The sequence below is a fragment of the Streptomyces sp. NBC_00582 genome (assembly GCF_036345155.1).
Taxonomy (GTDB): Bacteria; Actinomycetota; Actinomycetes; order Streptomycetales; family Streptomycetaceae; genus Streptomyces.
The window spans coordinates 10,089,238-10,105,895 of sequence record NZ_CP107772.1; the positions used below are offsets into that span (position 1 = coordinate 10,089,238).

At 71.2% G+C, this 16,658-nt stretch carries 15 protein-coding genes; 6 read left to right on the forward strand and 9 right to left on the reverse strand.

The window, feature by feature from the left end:
* Nucleotides 1–81: 81 nt before the first annotated feature.
* Nucleotides 82–549, reverse strand: coding sequence for a winged helix-turn-helix transcriptional regulator (locus tag OG852_RS45755; RefSeq protein WP_330351033.1), 468 nt, complete (start codon nucleotides 547–549; stop codon nucleotides 82–84).
* Between the two features lie 92 nt (nucleotides 550–641).
* Between OG852_RS45755 and OG852_RS45760 the strand changes: the two genes are divergently transcribed.
* Nucleotides 642–1,142: a PaaI family thioesterase gene (locus OG852_RS45760; protein ID WP_330351034.1), complete on the forward strand. Its 501-nt coding sequence runs from the start codon at nucleotides 642–644 to the stop codon at nucleotides 1,140–1,142.
* Between the two features lie 397 nt (nucleotides 1,143–1,539).
* Here the strand turns inward: OG852_RS45760 and OG852_RS45765 are convergent, their stop codons facing one another.
* Nucleotides 1,540–3,429 carry a propionyl-CoA synthetase gene (locus OG852_RS45765; RefSeq protein WP_330351035.1) on the reverse strand — a complete coding sequence of 630 codons (1,890 nt, stop codon included), beginning with the start codon at nucleotides 3,427–3,429 and terminating at the stop codon, nucleotides 1,540–1,542.
* A 181-nt stretch (nucleotides 3,430–3,610) separates the two neighbouring features.
* Nucleotides 3,611–4,522, reverse strand: a complete 912-nt coding sequence (locus OG852_RS45770; protein ID WP_330351036.1) for an alpha/beta hydrolase — start codon at nucleotides 4,520–4,522, stop codon at nucleotides 3,611–3,613.
* Nucleotides 4,523–4,878: 356 nt separating this feature from the next.
* On the opposite strand from OG852_RS45770, the gene OG852_RS45775 reads away from it, so the two are divergent.
* A complete protein-coding gene (locus OG852_RS45775) occupies nucleotides 4,879–5,889 on the forward strand; it encodes an enoyl-CoA hydratase/isomerase family protein (protein WP_330351037.1) in 1,011 nt (336 codons plus the stop codon).
* Nucleotides 5,890–6,080: 191 nt separating this feature from the next.
* Here OG852_RS45775 and OG852_RS45780 read toward each other — a convergent pair whose 3' ends face one another.
* Nucleotides 6,081–7,094, reverse strand: coding sequence for an NADP-dependent oxidoreductase (locus tag OG852_RS45780; RefSeq protein ID WP_133915364.1), 1,014 nt, complete (start codon nucleotides 7,092–7,094; stop codon nucleotides 6,081–6,083).
* 195 nt (nucleotides 7,095–7,289) lie between these two features.
* Here OG852_RS45780 and OG852_RS45785 point away from each other — a divergent pair, with 195 nt between their 5' ends.
* Nucleotides 7,290–7,763: a winged helix-turn-helix transcriptional regulator gene (locus tag OG852_RS45785; protein ID WP_330351618.1), complete on the forward strand. Its 474-nt coding sequence runs from the start codon at nucleotides 7,290–7,292 to the stop codon at nucleotides 7,761–7,763.
* 567 nt (nucleotides 7,764–8,330) lie between these two features.
* On the opposite strand, the gene OG852_RS45790 is transcribed toward OG852_RS45785, so the two are convergent.
* From OG852_RS45790 to OG852_RS45810, 5 genes are read right to left on the reverse strand one after another with little or no spacing between them, the layout of a single operon-like run.
* Nucleotides 8,331–9,191 (reverse strand): 3-hydroxybutyryl-CoA dehydrogenase, encoded by an 861-nt coding sequence (locus tag OG852_RS45790; protein WP_330351038.1) that lies wholly within the window; start codon nucleotides 9,189–9,191, stop codon nucleotides 8,331–8,333.
* A 40-nt stretch (nucleotides 9,192–9,231) separates the two neighbouring features.
* The gene (locus OG852_RS45795) at nucleotides 9,232–10,209 is read right to left on the reverse strand and encodes a PDR/VanB family oxidoreductase (protein ID WP_330351039.1); all 978 of its coding nucleotides are present in this window, start codon (nucleotides 10,207–10,209) and stop codon (nucleotides 9,232–9,234) included.
* A gap of 18 nt (nucleotides 10,210–10,227) precedes the next feature.
* Nucleotides 10,228–11,418 (reverse strand): acetyl-CoA C-acyltransferase, encoded by a 1,191-nt coding sequence (locus OG852_RS45800; protein ID WP_330351040.1) that lies wholly within the window; start codon nucleotides 11,416–11,418, stop codon nucleotides 10,228–10,230.
* 30 nt (nucleotides 11,419–11,448) lie between these two features.
* Nucleotides 11,449–12,054, reverse strand: a complete 606-nt coding sequence (locus OG852_RS45805) for a histidine phosphatase family protein (protein WP_133915368.1) — start codon at nucleotides 12,052–12,054, stop codon at nucleotides 11,449–11,451.
* A gap of 32 nt (nucleotides 12,055–12,086) precedes the next feature.
* Nucleotides 12,087–13,625, reverse strand: coding sequence for an AMP-binding protein (locus OG852_RS45810; protein ID WP_330351041.1), 1,539 nt, complete (start codon nucleotides 13,623–13,625; stop codon nucleotides 12,087–12,089).
* 193 nt (nucleotides 13,626–13,818) lie between these two features.
* Here OG852_RS45810 and OG852_RS45815 point away from each other — a divergent pair, with 193 nt between their 5' ends.
* The 3 genes from OG852_RS45815 to OG852_RS45825 are packed head-to-tail and all read left to right on the forward strand — an operon-like array spanning nucleotide 13,819 to nucleotide 16,647.
* Nucleotides 13,819–15,054: an acyl-CoA dehydrogenase family protein gene (locus OG852_RS45815; protein WP_133915370.1), complete on the forward strand. Its 1,236-nt coding sequence runs from the start codon at nucleotides 13,819–13,821 to the stop codon at nucleotides 15,052–15,054.
* 39 nt (nucleotides 15,055–15,093) lie between these two features.
* The gene (locus OG852_RS45820) at nucleotides 15,094–15,858 is read left to right on the forward strand and encodes an SDR family NAD(P)-dependent oxidoreductase (RefSeq protein ID WP_330351042.1); all 765 of its coding nucleotides are present in this window, start codon (nucleotides 15,094–15,096) and stop codon (nucleotides 15,856–15,858) included.
* Between the two features lie 3 nt (nucleotides 15,859–15,861).
* A complete protein-coding gene (locus OG852_RS45825; protein WP_330351043.1) occupies nucleotides 15,862–16,647 on the forward strand; it encodes a ThuA domain-containing protein in 786 nt (261 codons plus the stop codon).
* The last annotated feature ends 11 nt before the right edge of the window (nucleotides 16,648–16,658 follow it).

A 16,658-nucleotide genomic window follows, 5' to 3' on the forward strand; every position in this document is an offset into this window, starting at 1 on the left:
GGGCCGAGTGCACGTCCGGTGCGGCGGGCCCGGATTCGGGGCCGCGGGGCGGGATCCCGTCGTGCGGAAGGCCCCGATGGTTCAGGACCGGCGGCGGGCGCCTGCTCCCAGCCGGGCGGTGACGTCCTTGGGGGTGAGGGCGGAGTGGTCCGCGGAGCACTCGACGACGACGCGGAGCGGAGCGTCGCAGTCGGTGTGGCGCACGTCCAGTACCGGGCCCTCGGGGCCGAGGGCGTATGCCTCGCCCCACTGGCTCAGCGCCATCAGGACCGGCCACAGGTCCCAGCCCTTGCGGGTCAGCCGGTACTCGTTGCGGGAGCGGCTGCCCGCTTCCTGGTAGGGAACGGTCTTCAGGACGCCGGACGAGACCAGTTTGCGCAGGCGGTCGCTGAGGACGGCTTCCGACAGGCCGATGTGGCGGTGGAAGTCGTCGAAGCGGCGCACTCCGTTGACGGCGTCACGCAGGATCAACAGCGTCCATTTCTCTCCGATCACGTCGAGCGTGCGCTGGACGGGGCAGTTCTCCGTACTCGCCTCAAGCCACTCCATCCCGCCATCGTAGGGGCCTGGCTTCGTCATTGACAGTCAGGTGAACTCGCAACTAGCTTCATTTCCAAAAGTCAGATGGAAGGTGCTGGGTCGTGGGACGAACACGTACGTATCAATGGGAAGATCCCGCGATCCTGGCGGAAGCCGCCGGGCGCATGGCAGGCATCGATTTCCTGCGCGAGCTGCGGGCGGGGCGACTGCCGGGGCCGCCCATCAACTACTCCATCGACTTCCGCCTGGACGAGGTGGAGCCCGGCAGGGCGGTCTTCTCGCTGACGCCGGGGGAGGAGCACTACAACCCGATCGGCAGCGTGCACGGCGGTATCTTCGCCACCCTGCTCGATTCGGCTGCGGGCTGCGCCGTTCAGTCCACCTTGCCGCAGGGCGTGGCCTACACCTCGCTGGACCTGACGGTGAAGTTCCTTCGGCGGATCACCGTGGACACGGGCACGGTGCGGGCGATCGGCACGGTTGTCAGCAAGGGGCGTCAAACCGCCCTGGCCCAGGCACAGTTGTTCGACGGGACGGACCGGCTGCTCGCCCATGCCACCAGTAGTTGCATGCTCTTCCCGGTGCCTTCCTCCCAAGGGTGACCCTCAACGGCGACCGGTGAATCGAGCCTTGCCCCCAGGCGCCGATGCCTCGCCCCTCTTCCCCTGACTGTTTGACCTGCGCAGGGTGATCTCTGTGTGGCGATGCCGGACTCCCTCGACCGCGGCGAGGAACGCCGGAGTGCGAGGTGAAACGGCTGTGGCGTACGGCGGCCCGGCGACCCGAGGAGTTCCGGGCCGCCGTGCGCCACAGCGGTGTCGAGGCGCACGGGGTCGGTGTTCCCTCGGACGCAGGGCCATGCGCGAACCCGAGGGGCCCGGGGTGGGCTCATGGCGCGCCGTCGTCCGCCTGCCGGACATCGTCAGGTGGCCCGAACGCGAGCCGGGTCCGAGCCTTCCGGACAGGTGTGTCTGCCCTGCGTCGTCCAGGGGCAGCCGTTCACGGCGTGTGATCGGCGCGGAGGAGGACAGGGCGCAGGGTTTCGATGACGGCGGGGTCGTCCACTGTGGAGGGGATGGGTTCGTCGTGGCCGTCGGCGATGCCGCGCATGGTCTTGCGCAGGATCTTTCCCGATCGGGTCTTGGGCAGGGCTGCCACGACCGCGACGTCCTTGAGGGAGGCGACGGCGCCGATGCGCTCGCGTACGAGCTGGACGAGTTCGGCCTCGACCTCGGCGGCGTCGCGGCTGATGCCGGCTTTCAGGACGACGAAGCCGCGCGGGATCTGGCCCTTGAGGGCGTCGGCGACGCCGATGACGGCGCATTCGGCGACGTCGGGGTGGGCGGCCAGGGCCTCTTCCATGCTGCCGGTGGACAGACGGTGTCCGGCGACGTTGATGACGTCGTCGGTGCGGCCCATGACGAAGACGTAGCCGTCGTCGTCGATGTGGCCGCTGTCGCCGGTGAGGTAGTAGCCGTCGTAGGCGGAGAGGTAGGAGGCGACGTAGCGGTCGTCGTCGTTCCAGAGGGTGGGCAGTGCGCCGGGCGGCAGGGGAAGCTTCACCACGATCGCGCCGTCGACGCCCGGGGGCACGGGCTCGCCCGAGGGGTCGAGGACGCGGACGTCCCAGCCCGGGAGCGGGCGGGTGGGGGAGCCGGGTTTGAGGGGAGCGGTTTCGATGCCGACCGGGTTGGCGACGATGGGCCAGCCGGTTTCCGTCTGCCACCAGTGGTCGATCACCGGGATCCCCAGGAGAGCGCTCGCCCAGTGGTAGGTCTCGGGGTCGAGGCGCTCGCCGGCGAGGAAGAGATGGCGCAGGCCGGTCAGGTCGTAGTCGGCGGTGAGCGTTCCCTTCGGGTCCTCCTTGCGGATGGCCCTGAAGGCGGTGGGGGCGGTGAACATGGTCTTGGCCCGGTGCTCGGCGGCCACGCGCCAGAACTGGCCGGCGTCCGGTGTGCCGACCGGCTTGCCCTCGTACAGGATGGTCGTGGCGCCGGCCAGCAGGGGCGCGTAGACGATGTACGAGTGCCCGACGACCCAGCCGATGTCGGAGGCGGTGAACATGGTCTCGCCCGGGCCCACGTCGTAGACGGCGCCCATCGACCAGTGCAGGGCGACCGCGTAGCCGCCGCAGTCGCGGACGACTCCCTTGGGTTTTCCGGTCGTTCCGGACGTGTAGAGGATGTAGAGGGGATCGGTGGCGGGGACGGGAACGCAGTCGGCCGGGGACGCGGTGGCGACCAGATCAGTCCAGTCGAGATCGTCGGGCCCCAACTCGGCCTGCGCCTGGGGGCGTTGCAGGATCACGCTCTTCCGGGGCTTGTGGGCCGCGAGTTCGATCGCCCGGTCGAGCAGGGGCTTGTACGCGATCACACGCTTGCCCTCGATGCCGCACGAGGCGGAGACCACGACCTTGGGGGCCGCGTCGTCGATGCGCAGGGCGAGTTCGCGCGGGGCGAACCCGCCGAAGACGACCGAGTGCACCGCGCCGATCCGTGCGCAGGCCAGCATCGCGACGACGGCCTCGGGGACCATCGGCATGTAGATGACGACCCGGTCGCCGTGCCCCACCCCGAGCCCCGCCAGTGCTCCGGCGAAGGCCGCCACCTCGTCCCTCAACTGCGCGTAGGTGTAGGTGTGCCGGGTGTCGGTCACGGGTGAGTCGTAGACGAGTGCGGGCTGTTCGCCCCGGCCGGCCTCGACATGCCGGTCGAGCGCGTTGAAGCAGACGTTGAGGCGTCCGCCCGGAAACCAGCGGTAGAAGGGCGCGCCCGAGGAGTCCAGGGCGCGGCGCGGAGTCACATCCCAGTCGATGCCTTCCGCCGCCTTCAGCCAGAAGCGCTCCGGGTCCTCGGTGCTGGCGCGGAAGACATCCTCGTACGTTCCCATCGCGCACTCCTTTGTGGCATCGGGACGGTGGTGTGGTTGCGTGCGGAACGGTGTCGGACACACCTACCGTATGCCGGTCGGCGTGGTCGAGCAGGATGACGGTGACCGGTGAACCCGGTCACCGGCATCGCGGTGGTGCGGCGGACGAGCGGGCGGACCTGGCGTCGGGCGGCGCTTTCGTTCACGCGCCGAGGTGGTTGCGGAGCCACTGGCCCATCTGCCCGATGGCCTGGTCGACCTCGGGTACGCGTCCGGCGCCCAGGACGAACGAGTGCTGCCCTTCGGGCATCGCGTGGGTCTCGGTGGTGACCTTGAAGTCCGCGAGGCGGCGGCCGAGCTGGGCGCCGTCGTCGGCGAGGGTCTCGTACTCGCCGTAGTGGACGAGCGTGGGCGGCAGGCCGGTCAGGTCGGCGTGCACGAGGCTGATCTGCGGGTCGGTGAAGTCCACGGCGGGGTCTTGGAGCCAGGCGCCCCGGAAGAGCTCCAGCGTGCCCCGGCTGAGCATCCTGTCGTTCGTCTCGTTGGCGTCCACGGCCGGGTTCCGGAGCGTGAGGTCGGTCCAGGGGGAGACGCTGACGATCGCGCCGGGCGTGGCCTCGCCCTTGGCGAGCAGGCGCAGCGGCAGCATCACCGCCAGGGTGCCACCGATCGAGTGGCCGGTGCTGCCGATGTTCCGCGGCTCGTAGCCCTGCGCGAGCAGCCATCGGTAGGCGGTCTCGGCGTCGTCGAGCTGCGCCGGATGGGGGTGTTCGGGTGCCAGGCGGAAGTCCACGACCAGCGAGCGGGCGCCGGCCGCCTTGGCGATGTGTCCCGCGGCCTTGCGGTCGGAGTGCATGGAGGCCGTGACGGACCCGCCGAAGTGGAAGTGCAGCAGCGCGCGGTCGGGATCGGCACCCTCGGGGATGGCCCACAGCGCGGGGACGCCGCCCGCGTCCACTTCGGCGTAGGTGACGCCTTCCGGCTCGGTCGACGCCTTGTGGTTCGAGTCGACGATGTCACGGATGACGGCCAGGTCGAGGCCCGGTGTCGACGACTTCGCGCTCACACTCGCGAGGAACTCCGCGAACTCGTGTGCCTCTGGGCTTACTCCCATGGTGGTGCTCCTTCTCGGGCGGGTGCCGTGCCGGGTTCCTCTGCGGCAGCCGGGTCGATGTGCCGGTCATGACGCTACTGTCTGAGTATAGGAAAGTAAACTCAGGTGCGTCGGATCGCCCTCATGGATGCGAGGAAGCCCGTCGGGGCATCGGAGATGGGCTGGCGGCCGCTGGGCAGATGAGGTGGCGAAGGCGGTGCCGAAGTCCGCCGTGGCCGCGGGTAAGCTCCTCGGGGCGCTCCGCGCCTTGCGCTACGATCTTGAGGTGCCTATCCCTCAAGTCCACGCTATCGACGGCGAGTTGAGGAATGTGATGGCCACGACAGGCAGGTCTGCGGGGGACGAGATGACGAGCCATGCCTGATACCGCTGAGGTCGGGATTCTCGCCGGCATCCACCGGGGCGTCGGCCGCATCTTGCTGAACCGGCCCCGGGCGCTCAACGCCCTGACCACAGACATGGTCTCCGCCATCGACCGTGCGCTCGCCTCATGGGAGCACGCACCGCTGTCCGCCGTGGTGCTGGCCAGTACCAGCACGAAGGCGTTCTGCGCCGGTGGGGACATCCGCACGATCCGCGAGAACAGCCTCGCGGGCGATGCCGAGGCCAGTGAGCGGTTCTTCGCATCCGAGTACCGGCTCAACGCCCGGATCGCCGGGTATCCCGTGCCGGTCGTGTCGCTCATCGACGGCCTGTGCATGGGCGGCGGTCTGGGGCTGTCGGTCCACGGTGGCTTCCGTGTCGTCACCGAACGCGCGGTGCTGGCGATGCCCGAGACCGGGATCGGGTTCTTCCCGGACATCGGGGCGAGCTACTTTCTGCCGAGGCTGCCCGGCGCGATCGGCATGTACCTGGGACTGACCGGGCAGAGGATCGACGCGGCCGATGCCTTGTACACGGGGCTGGCCACGCATTTCGTTCCCGCGGACCTGCTGGACACGGTGGGGGACGCCCTGGCCGACCGCCCCGATGAGCCGGTGGACGTGGTCCTGAACCGTCTCGCCGGCCCTTCCCCGGTGGCGGAGAGCAGGTTGGCGGAGGTTCGCAGGGACGTGGACTGGGCTTTCGGTGCGTCGGCCCTCGGCGAGATCGAGAAACGCCTGCGTCACCTCGACACCCCTTGGGCGGCAGCCGCGTTGGGCGCCCTGGAGTCCGCCTCACCGCAGAGCCTGGAGATCACCCACGCCCTGCTGGCCCGAGGCAGACAGCGCACGTTGCGCGAGTGCCTCGACGCCGAACTCGCCCTCACGCGCACGATCATCCGCACGCCGGACTTCCTGGAGGGCGTCCGTGCCGCCCTGGTCGACAAGGACCGCACCCCCACCTGGCAACGAGCGTCGCTCGGCGGACGGACGCTGCCGTCCTGAGCGTGGCCGCTGTGAGCGGGACATTGCCTTGCGCGAGGGGGGCAGGAGCGCCGCGCGTCAACGACACGGGAACGCACGGTCCCGCAGAGTGCCGCGGCAGATGTTCGACCGGGCCGGGAGCTTGCGGCAGCCATACTGTTCATGACAACCAGTAGGCCGCTGATGGGGGGCGGGCTGTTGCCGGACGTGTCTCAGTCGTTGTCGGGCGCCATCGAGACCACGACCTTGCCGGCCTTGGTGCGGCCCTGCTCGACGTGCGCCATCGCCTCGAGCGTCCGGTCGAAGGGGAAGGTGCTGTCGATGACGGGGCGGAGCTTGCCGCTGTCGTAGAGGGCGGCGAGTTTGCGCAGCTGGGAGCCGTTGGCCTGCATGAAGAGGAACTCGTAGCGCACGCCCAGCGCCCTGGCCTGCTTGCGGATCTTGCGGCTGAGGGTGTTCATGACCAGGCCCAGGACGGCGGGGGCGCCGAGCTGCTTGGCGAAGGCGGCGTCGGGCGGGCCGACGACACTGATGGCCAGGCCGCCGGGCTTCAGCACGGTCAGTGACTTCTCGAGGTTCGCCCCGCCCAGGGAGTCCAGCACCAGGTCGTAGCCCGAGAGCACCTTGGAGAAGTCTTCCTTGGTGTAGTCGACGACGACGTCGGCGCCAAGGCTCCTGACCAACTCCTCGGACCTGGTGTTCGCGGTCGTCGCCACCGTGGCGCCGAGGTGCTTGGCGAGCTGGATGACCGTGGACCCGAGGCCGCCGGCTCCGGCGTGGACGAGCACCTTCTGCCCCGGCTTCACGTGCGCGCGCTCGACGAGGATCTGCCAGGCGGTCAGGGCCACCAGCGGCACCGCGGCCGCCTCCTCCAGGGTGAGTGAGGCGGGCTTGGGGGCGACATCGTCCGCGTCGATCGCGATGTACTCCGCGAATCCCCCGACCCGCAGGTCGCGCGGGCGGGCGTAGACCTCGTCGCCGACCTTGAAGCCGGGTACGGCGGAGCCGACCTGTGTCACGACGCCGGCCACGTCGTGGCCGAGCACGAACGGGCGCTTGTACTTCAGGATCTGCTTGAACTCCCCGTTGCGGACCATCTTGTCCAGCGGGTTGATGCTGGCGGCGCTCACTCTGACCAGGACGTCGCGGTCCCCGACGGTTGGCTCGGGTACGTCTGCGGCGCGGACGCCGTCCTTGCCGTACTTCTCGACGACGAAGGCCTTCATGTCGGCCGCCTTTCCGTGTGGGTGTTTCGGTGGCTGCTGTGATTCTTCGGGCGGTCCCCCTGCGCGCCCGTTCTGGCGTGCGGCCGGGTTGCTGTCCTGGCGACGACGCTACTTGCTGAGTATAGGAAAGTAAACTCAGGTGAGGTTAGAATCACCTCCATGGATGCAACGACCGAGGTTCTGCAGGACGCCGGCATGGACCCCCGTCTCGACAGGGACACGTCGAACTGCTCGATCGCCCGGACCCTCGAGGTCGTGGGCGAGAAGTGGACGATCCTGATCCTGCGCGAGGTCTGGTACGGATCATCCCGTTTCGGCGAGTTCGAACGCGTCCTCGGATGTCCTCGCAACCTCCTCGCGGCGCGGCTTCGGATGCTCGTGGAGGAAGGGATCCTGGCCACCGAGACCTACCAGGAGCCGGGCTCGCGGAGCCGGCCGAAGTACGTCATCACGCCCAAGGGCATGGATCTGGTCCCGGCCGTGATGGGGCTCCTGCAGTGGGGCGACCGCTACCGCGCCGACCCGGAGGGCCCGGCCATGCTGTCCCGGCACCGTGGCTGCGGCGCGCACGTCGACGCCCGGATCCGCTGCGACCGGGGCCACGCCGTTCAGCCGGAAGACATCGAGAGCATCCCCGGCCCCGCCTTTCGTCTGAGGTCCGCCGAGTGAACCGAGCGCGGGGGCGCCGCCGGGAGCTCGTGAACTGGCGGCGCGACCTGCCGCTTTTCGCCGCCTCGGACGGCCAGGCCGACGCCGTGGACGAGGATGCGGGACGCTCTCGGCCGCCAGGAGCACGTTCGAGTTCGCCCCGGCAGCGGGAGCGCTGCTGTGCCCGCTGGCCGACGGCCGCACCGTCGACGATCCGGCCACGCTCGCCGGCTCGGCCGGCCCCGCCCCGGAGGATGCCCTCGGGCTGGTCCAGGAGCTCGTTTGCCGGGCAGGGCGCGACAGTGGGGAGTCTTCTGTGACGGCGCAGCTCGCTCGGAGCACCTACCGGTGCCGGGCGACGCCGGAGGCAGCCGTCCGTGCGGGCGGCTCCGGCGCGCAGTGGATCGGCACCGCCCCCAACGACGACACCGGCCGCGCCCAGGACCAGCTGGCTTCGCCGCGCTGGTTGTCGGCGTTGCGGAAGCCGAACGCGGCGCGGGCGACGAGCTTGGCAACGCCGTCGCTCCTTGGCTCATGGCGTTGCTGTGGCCGGTGTCGATGGACGCTCGTGTCGCCAGCCGGCCCTGTTCAGGCGTCGTAGGTGTGGAAACCGCGGCCGCTCTTGCGGCCGAGGTGGCCTGCGGCGACCATGCGGCGCAGGAGTGCGGGTGGCGCGTACAGCGGCTCTTTGAACTCCTCGTACATCGACTCGGCCACGGCCTGGGCGGTGTCGAGGCCGATGAGGTCGAGCAGGCGCAGCGGGCCCATGGGGTGCGCGCAGCCGAGTTCCATGCCCCGGTCGATGTCGTCCGGCCGTGCGGAGCCGGACTCCACCATGCGCACCGCGCTGAGCAGGTAGGGCACCAGCAGGGCGTTGACGACGAAGCCGGAGCGGTCGGGCGCCTGGATGGCCTGTTTGCCCAACTGCGCGGCGAGACCACGGGCGCGCCGCACGGTGTCCGCGCCGGTGACGAGCGCGGGAATGAGCTCGACGAGCTGCTGCACGGGCACGGGGTTGAAGAAGTGCATGCCGATGACCTGCGCGGGGCGCTCGGTGACGACGGCGAGGTCGACGACGGGGATGGAGGACGTGTTGGTGGCCAGGACCGCCGTAGTGTCCTCGACCGCCTTGTCCAGGGAGCGCAGGACGTCGGACTTGACGGAGCGGTTCTCGGCGACGGCCTCGATGACGAACTGGCGGTCGGCCAGGTCGCCGAGGTCGTGGGTGAAGGAAAGCCGGGCGAGGGCCTGGTCTCGTTGCTCCTCGCTGAGCTTGCCCCGCCGTATGCCTCGGTCGAGGGAGGCGGTGAGTCGGCGGCGGCCTGCCTCCACCGCGTCCGGTGTGGCCTCGGCGACCCGGACGTCGATGCCGCTAAGGGCGGCGACCTCGGCGATGCCGGAGCCCATGAGGCCGCAGCCGACGACGCCGAGACGGGTGACGGGATCCATGCGGAGTCCGTCCTTTCTGATGAGCGGGAGGTGATCGGCCTCAGAGGTCGAGGACCAGGCGAGGCCCGCGTGCGCGGGAGACGCAGATGAGCATGGTGTCCCCGGCGGCCCGCTCGTCCTCGGTCAGCAGCGAGTCGCGGTGGTCGGGCCTGCCGTCGAGCACGTCGGTCTCGCAGGTGCCGCACGTGCCTTCCCGGCAGGAGAAGTCGACCGCGACGCCGGCCTCCTCCACGACATCGAGCACCGAGCGGTCCGCCGGGACGGTGAGCGTGAGCCCGGAGCGGGCGAGTTCCAGCTCGAAGGCTTCGGTCGCGCCGGGTTCGGGCGTCTGCACCGGGGCGAACCGTTCGATGCCCAGCGTGCCGGGCGGCCAGTCCGCGCACTGCTCCTGCACCGCCCGCAACAGGGGTTCGGGACCGCAGGCGTGCACCAGGGTGCCCTCCTCGGGTACGCCGAGGTGGGCGGCGAGGTCCAGCAGGCCGTACTCGTCCTGCGGACGGACGAGCACGCGGTTCCCGTGCGGGGCGAGGCGGTCGAGGAACGCCATGGAGGTCCGGGTGCGGCCGCCGTACAGCAGACGCCAGTCGGCCCCCGCGGCCTCGGCGGCCTCGACCATGGGAAGGATGGGGGTGATACCGACGCCGCCGGCGACGAACAGATGGCGGCGGGCCGGCCGTAGCGGGAAGTTGTTGCGCGGTCCGCGGACCCGCACGGTGGCGCCTTCGCGCAGGTGGTCGTGGACGTGGGCGGAGCCGCCGCGGCCCTGAGGCTCGCGCAGCACGGCGATCTGCCAGGTCCCGCGCTCGGCCGGGTGTCCGCACAGGGAGTACTGACGGATCAGATCGCCGTTCTCGCCGTCCTCGGTGTTCAGGAGTACGTCGATGTGGGCGCCCGGTGTCCAGGCGGGGAGCACCCCGCCGTCGGGGCGGCGCAGGGTGAGGCAGACGACGCCGTCGGCGGCGAGGGTGCGGGTCGCCACGGCAAGGGTCGTGTCGACCGGGGGCAGGTGGTCGTTCATAGGGTTCGGCTCCGGGGTTCAGGTCTGCGTCGGCACGTGCAGCAACAGCGCGTCGCCCTGGCCGCCGCCCCCGCACAGGGCGGCCGCTCCGTTGCCGCCTCCGCGCCGCCGTAGCTGCGCCGCGAGGGTCAGCACCAGCCGGGCTCCGGTCATGCCGACCGGGTGTCCGAGCGCGATCGCTCCGCCGTTGACGTTCACCCTCTCCAAGGGGATGTCCAGGTCCCGTACGGAAGCCAGGGCCACTCCGGCGAACGCCTCGTTGATCTCGAACAGGTCCAGGTCGGCGGCCTTGAGCCGGCCGTCCCGGGACAGGGCGTCGCGGACCGCGCCGGCAGGCTGGACGAGCAGTGACGGATCGGGGCCCGCCACCGTGCCGTAGGCGCCGATCTCGGCGAGCGGTGTCAGACCCTCCCGCCGGGCGCGCTCCGCGCTCATCACGACGACGGCCGCGGCGCCGTCGGAGAGCTGTGACGAGTTGCCCGCGGTGATGGTGCCCGCGCCGGAGAAGGCCGGCTTCAGGCGCCCCAGGCTCTCGGCGGTGCTTGTCGGCCGCACGCCCTCGTCGGTGTCCACCACCGTCTCGCCCCGACGACCCGACACGGTGACGGGGGCGATCTCCCCGGACAGCGCGCCCGACTCCTGGGCGTGGGCGGCCCGTTGATGGGAGAGCGCGCTGTACTCGTCCTGTTCCTCTCGGGTCAGGGCGAACGGCTGCTGATAACGCTCGGTGGCCGCGCCCATGGAGACGCCGTCGAAGGCGCACACGAGGGCGTCGCGGTCGAGGGCGTCCTCCGCCGGCGCCGTGCCGTACTTCCAGCCCGTGCGCGCTCCGCGCAGCAGGTGCGGGGCGCCCGACATGGACTCCATGCCGCCGGCGACGACCACCTCGTGACGGCCGGAGGCGATCATGAGGTCGGCCAGGGCGATGGCGTGCAGACCGGACAGGCAGAGTTTGTTGACGGTGCTCGCGGGGACGGAGAAGGGAATACCCGCGCGGATCGCGGCCTGCCGAGCCGGGTTGGGGCCGGCCCCGGCCTGTACGACATGTCCCATGACGACGGCTTGCACGGCCGCGGGGTCGAGGGGGACGGCGGCCAGGGCCGCGCCGATGGCGTGGGAGCCGAGGTCGACCGCGGACAGCGTGCTCAGCGCGCCCATCAGTTTTCCGATGGGCGTCCTGGCGCCGGCGACGATGACGGATCCGGGCATGACCTGGACCTCCTGGAGGTGTGGGCGGGGTCAGGCGACCGCGTCGACGGCGCGTGCGGCGGTCAGGTGGGCCGTCTCGTTCACCGAGTGCAGAACGATCCGGCCGCCGGGCATGCGCCGCACACGGCTGACGGACGTGTAGCCGGGGTGGAACCAGAACATGGTGGACAGGCCGAGCACTGTCGCCAGGTAGGTGTTGGTGATGCCGCCGTGACACACGACCGCGACCCGCTCACCGGGCCGGGCGTCGAGGATGGTGTCCATGGCCCGCACGGCACGCGCGCGAAAGGCGTCCCGGTCCAGGTCGGGCACGAAGTCCTCGTAGCGCCCCTCGGCGAGTGCCGCCGCCCGGGGATCGGCGGCGCCGATCTGCTCCGGTGGTGTGTAGGGCTGGGACACGTCCGTGTCCCACTCGCGCAGGTCGTCGAGGACGGTGGCGGTCAGGCCGGTGCGCCGTTCCAGGGGGGCCGCGGTCTCCCGGGCCCGCCGGAACGGGCTGACGTACAGGGCGTCGAGGTCCTCGTGTCCGAGCCAGGCGGCGAGGCGTTCGGCCTGAGCGGTGCCCTCCGGCGACAGCCCCGGGTCGAAGACGCCCGCCAGGGGGAGGCCGTGCCGGATGAGGAGGAGTTCGGTCATGGGTGATCCTTGCTGAAGAGGGGAGGGTCGGCTCAGCCGGCGATGGTCCGTTCCGAGCTCCAGTAGGGGCGGCGCATCGCGCGTTTGTCGAGCTTGCCCATCGCGTTGCGCAGGAGCTCGGGAACGAACTCGTACGCCTTCGGGCACTTGTAGGCGGCGAGGCGCTCACGGCAGAACCGGTCCAGTTCGTCGGCGGGCGGCTCGTGCCCCGCCGGCACGACCAGCGCCCGCAGCGACTCGCCGAAGTCGGGGTCGGGCACACCGATCACCGCGGCCTCGGCGACCGAGGGATGCTGCCGCAGGACCGCCTCGCTCTCGGCCGGGTACAGGTTCACGCCGCCGGAGACCACGACGTCCGCGGCGCGGTCGGTGATGAAGATGTAGCCGTCCGCGTCGACGTAGCCGATGTCACCGAGCGTGAAGACGCCGGGGGAGAGATAGGCGGCCTTCGTCTTGTCCGGGTCCGCGTGGTAGCGGACGCCCTGGTCGTCGGGTGCCCGGAAGGCCAGCAATCCGCGTTCGCCGGGCGGCAGCTGTCCGCCGTCGTCGTCGGCGACCAGGACCTCGAACGGAGGCTGCACGCGCCCGACCGAGCCCGGGTGTGCCAGCCACTCGGTGCTGCTGATGCGGGCCACGGTTCCGGCTTCGCTGGCACCGTACGACTCGATGAGCACCGGACCGAACCAGTCGATCATGGCTCGCTTCACGTCCGGCGGACACGCGGATCCGGTGTGGGAGACCTGGCGCAGGCTGGAGACGTCGTACCGGGCGCGGACCTCCTCCGGGAGGGCGAGCAGCCGTTGGAAGTGGGTGGGCACCATCACGGTCGAGGAGACCCGCCACTTCTGGACCCGGCTGAGGAACGTCTCCGCGGAGTACCGGCCGAGGACGACCACCGGCTGTCCGGCCGCGAGGTGCCGCAGTGAGGTCAGCGGCGCGTTGTGCTGCAGGGGGCCGCACACGAGATGCGGTCCCGGCGGGAATCCGGGCCGGGCGGACATCGCGGCGACGTAGGCGGTGCTGTCGGCGACGGGGCCGCTCACCCAGCGCACCTCGGTGCCGCGCGCCCGCCCGGTGGTTCCCGAGGTGTAGACGAGCGGGGGCCGGGCGGGTCGGTCGGTCGGGAGGGTGAGCCCGGCGGGCGCGGCGGCCAGCCACAGCTCCCAGTCGAAGGCGTGCCCGGTCTCCGGGGTTCCGTGCGTCACCACCGGAAGGCCCAGTTCCCGGGCCGCGTCGAGGGCGGCACCCGCGCCGGTCGGCCCGGCGATGATCCCGGTCACGCCCGCGTCGATGATCTGGTCGACGAGCTCGCCCGAGGTGAGGTTCCGGGACGTGGCCACGGTCCCGACCCCGGCTCGCAGGCCGGCCAGATGGGCCACCAGCGTCGGGATCGCGTTGTCGCCGAGCACCGCGATCCGGTCGTCGGGGCCGGGCGCGAACTCCAGCATCCGTGCCGCCGCCCGCGCCACGTTGTCGGCGAGGCCGGCCCAGGACAGCACGCCCAGGTCGTCCACGAGGGCGGGCTCGTCGGGTGTCTCCTGGGCGCGACGGTCGAGTGGCAGCAGCGACATGGCTCCTCCGGCGGCTCGTCGGTCCTCTCCCGAGTCACGGGGAGAGGGAATGCTGAGACTGTAGCGTTTATCAAGAAAGTGCGGAACACTCTGGTCTCAGATGGAGCCGTTCTCGCATGTTCAGCGGTCGGCGACGCATACACCCCCTCCCCGTTACTGAATCTCTCGTCTGGTAAGTGCCCAAGGAGGAGCCATGTCCCAGCCCGATCCGGACGCATGGCGCACACAGGTCCGGCAGTGGCTGGCCACCGTGCTGGAACCGGCGCGGACGCCGGAGTCCGCGGACGCCGCCGACCTCGCTGTGTTCCACAACCTTCCCGAGGACGAGGAACGCCTGCTGCTGGAGCGCTGCCGTGCCTACCAGCGGGCCCGCTTCGACGCCGGCTACCAGGCGCTGACCCTCCCCGAGGACAAGGGCGGCGCGGGCCTGACCGCCGCCCACGTGGCCGTCTTCGCCCAGGAGGAGTCCGCGTTCGAGGTGCCGCCGTCCACCGAACTGATCAGCGTCACCGTGCGCCTGGTCGCGATGGCCGTCTCCCTGTTCGGGACGGCCGAGCAACTCCACGAGTACGCACGCGCGTTCCTGCGCACCGACCTGCTGGCCTGCCAGCTCTTCAGCGAACCCGGCGCCGGATCCGACCTCGCGGCCCTGCGCACCCGTGCCCGGCAGGAGGGTGAGGAGTGGGTGATCGACGGCCAGAAGGTGTGGACCTCGGGTGCCCAGTTCGCCGACTACGGTCTGCTGCTCGCCCGCACCGACCCGGACGTCGTCAAACAGGCAGGCATCACCGCCTTCCTGGTCCCGATGGACGCCCCGGGAGTCGAGGTCCGCCCCATCCGTCAGATGAGTGGCGGCGCCTCCTTCAACGAGGTCTTCCTCAGCGGCGTCCGTGTCCCGGACCGGCTCCGGATCGGGCGACCGGGCCAGGGCTGGGAGGTCGCCACCACCACACTCGCCTTCGAACGGACCGCCTCCGGCGGCGGCAACCGTCGCAAGGGCGGCACTTTCGCGGACGTTCTCGCGCTGGCCCGCTCCCTCGGCCGCACCTCGGACCCGCTGGTCCGCCAGCGCCTCGCCGACCTGTACGTACGCGCCGCCCTGCGCGCGGCAACCGTGGACCGCGTCGCCAGGACGAGCGCCGCCGGCGGTCGGCCGGGTCCGGAGGCGTCGTTGACCAAGCTCATGGCCTCCGAGCTGCTCACCCGCACGGGACAGGTCGCCGCCGAGCTGATGGGGGCGCGGATCAGCGCCGACACCGGGGAACCGGGCACCTTCGCCTGGACCCAGCATCTCCTCGGCGCCCCCGGCTACCGCCTGGCCGGAGGGACCGACCAGATCCAGCGCAACCTGATCGGCGAACGGGTGCTGAAGCTGCCGCCCGAGCCACGGGCGGACCGGGCGCCGTTCTCACAGCTTCCCGGCAACTAAGAGGCTTCCAAGAAGCGTTCTCACAAAGGAGTGACATCGATGGATCTGGGACTGACAGGCGCGAAGGCGCTGGTGACCGGTGCGAGCCGGGGCATCGGCCGGGCGATCGCCGAGACCCTGGCGGCCGAGGGCTGCGCACTGGCCCTGTGCGCCCGGGGCGAGGAGGGACTGGCCAAGGCGGCCGCCGAACTGCGGGCCGAGGGGGCCACCGTCTTCGCGGAACCGGTCGACGTCACCGATCCGGCCGCCCTCACGGGCTTCGTGGAGCGGGCGGCCGGTGAACTCGGCGGCCTGGACCTGCTGGTGTCCAACGTGTCGGCGGGCAACGTCAAGGGCCCCGACTCCTGGGAAGCGAGCCTGCGCGGCGACCTGATCCCCTTCGCGGGACTCGTCGAGGCGGCCCTTCCCCACCTGGAGGCCTCCGACCGGGCCGCCGTCGTGGCCATCGGCACCACCAACGCCTCCGACACCGCGCGCCCCGCCGGCGCGAACTCGTACTCCGCGCTCAAGGCGGCCGTCGTCCAGCACGCCTCCGCCCTCGCACACGCCCTCGCGCCGAAGGGCATCCGCGTCAACACCGTCTCACCCGGCCCGATCGACTTCCCCGGCGGCGCCTGGGAGACCATCCGCACCAGCCGCCCGGAGGTGTACGAGGAGGTGCTCGCCAAGCTGCCGATCGGCCGCTACGGCACCGCCGAGGACGTGGCCGCCGCGGTGGCGTTCCTGCTCGGGCGCACCGGCTCCTTCTGTGTCGGGGTCAACCTCGTGGTGGACGGCGGGCTGCTCACCCGCGTCCAGTACTGAGCCGTGGCGGGCCCGGCCGGCCGCCTGGACGCCGTGCTGGTCTGCGGCGGCCGCTGGCACGACGTCGACCACGCGCGGCTGCGGCTGCTGGAACTGCTCGGCGAGCATCCGCGGGTGCGCACCACGGTGTACCAGGACTACGACTGCGTGGCCGCCCTCGACCGGGCCGACCTGCTGGTCACCTACACCTGCGACGTCCGGCCCCGCCCGGCGCAGCGGGCCGCGCTGGCACGCTTTGTCGAGCGGGGCGGACGCTGGCTCGCCCTGCACGGCACCAACGCGGTGATCGAGCCCCCGGCACGTGGCGGGCCGCGGGTGTTCACGACGCCACGGCTCCTCGGAGAACTGGCGCAGGTCCTCGGCAGCCAGTTCCTGGCTCACCCGCCGATCGAGCCGTACGAGGTGCTGGTGACCCGGCCCGACCATCCGCTGGTGGCGGGGATCGCGCCCTTCACGGTCACCGACGAGCTGTACGTGTGCGAGCTGCACGGCGAGCTGGAGGTGCTGCTGCACGCCGAGTACACGGGGCCCTGCCGCGGCTTCGCCGAGGGCGACACGGCGGCCCTCGACAGCGCGCCCCGACCGGTGCTGTATCTCAAGCGGCGCGGCCTCGGCGAGGTCTGCTACTTCACCCTCGGCCACTGCCGGGGCCGCTACGACGTGCAGGACCTCGGCGTGGACGACACCGGGCGGGTGGACGTGGGGCCGTGGGAGACGCCGGAGTTCCTGACGGTGCTCGGGCGGTGCGTGCGGCGGATGGTGGAGGCGCCGGAAAGGGCCGGCGCATGAGTGCATCGGGC

Bases quoted from the DNA above. Each gene is read 5' to 3' on its own strand.
- OG852_RS45775 (WP_330351037.1), top strand. From the start codon at position 4,879: ATGCCTGATACCGCTGAGGTCGGGATTCTCGCCGGCATCCACCGGGGC.
- OG852_RS45780 (WP_133915364.1), bottom strand. From the start codon at position 7,094: ATGAAGGCCTTCGTCGTCGAGAAGTACGGCAAGGACGGCGTCCGCGCC.
- OG852_RS45770 (WP_330351036.1), bottom strand. From the start codon at position 4,522: ATGGGAGTAAGCCCAGAGGCACACGAGTTCGCGGAGTTCCTCGCGAGT.
- OG852_RS45815 (WP_133915370.1), top strand. From the start codon at position 13,819: ATGTCCCAGCCCGATCCGGACGCATGGCGCACACAGGTCCGGCAGTGG.
- OG852_RS45810 (WP_330351041.1), bottom strand. From the start codon at position 13,625: ATGTCGCTGCTGCCACTCGACCGTCGCGCCCAGGAGACACCCGACGAG.
- OG852_RS45795 (WP_330351039.1), bottom strand. From the start codon at position 10,209: ATGAACGACCACCTGCCCCCGGTCGACACGACCCTTGCCGTGGCGACC.
- OG852_RS45800 (WP_330351040.1), bottom strand. From the start codon at position 11,418: ATGCCCGGATCCGTCATCGTCGCCGGCGCCAGGACGCCCATCGGAAAA.
- OG852_RS45820 (WP_330351042.1), top strand. From the start codon at position 15,094: ATGGATCTGGGACTGACAGGCGCGAAGGCGCTGGTGACCGGTGCGAGC.
- OG852_RS45790 (WP_330351038.1), bottom strand. From the start codon at position 9,191: ATGGATCCCGTCACCCGTCTCGGCGTCGTCGGCTGCGGCCTCATGGGC.
- OG852_RS45765 (WP_330351035.1), bottom strand. From the start codon at position 3,429: ATGGGAACGTACGAGGATGTCTTCCGCGCCAGCACCGAGGACCCGGAG.
- OG852_RS45755 (WP_330351033.1), bottom strand. From the start codon at position 549: ATGGAGTGGCTTGAGGCGAGTACGGAGAACTGCCCCGTCCAGCGCACG.
- OG852_RS45785 (WP_330351618.1), top strand. From the start codon at position 7,290: ATGGACCCCCGTCTCGACAGGGACACGTCGAACTGCTCGATCGCCCGG.
- OG852_RS45805 (WP_133915368.1), bottom strand. From the start codon at position 12,054: ATGACCGAACTCCTCCTCATCCGGCACGGCCTCCCCCTGGCGGGCGTC.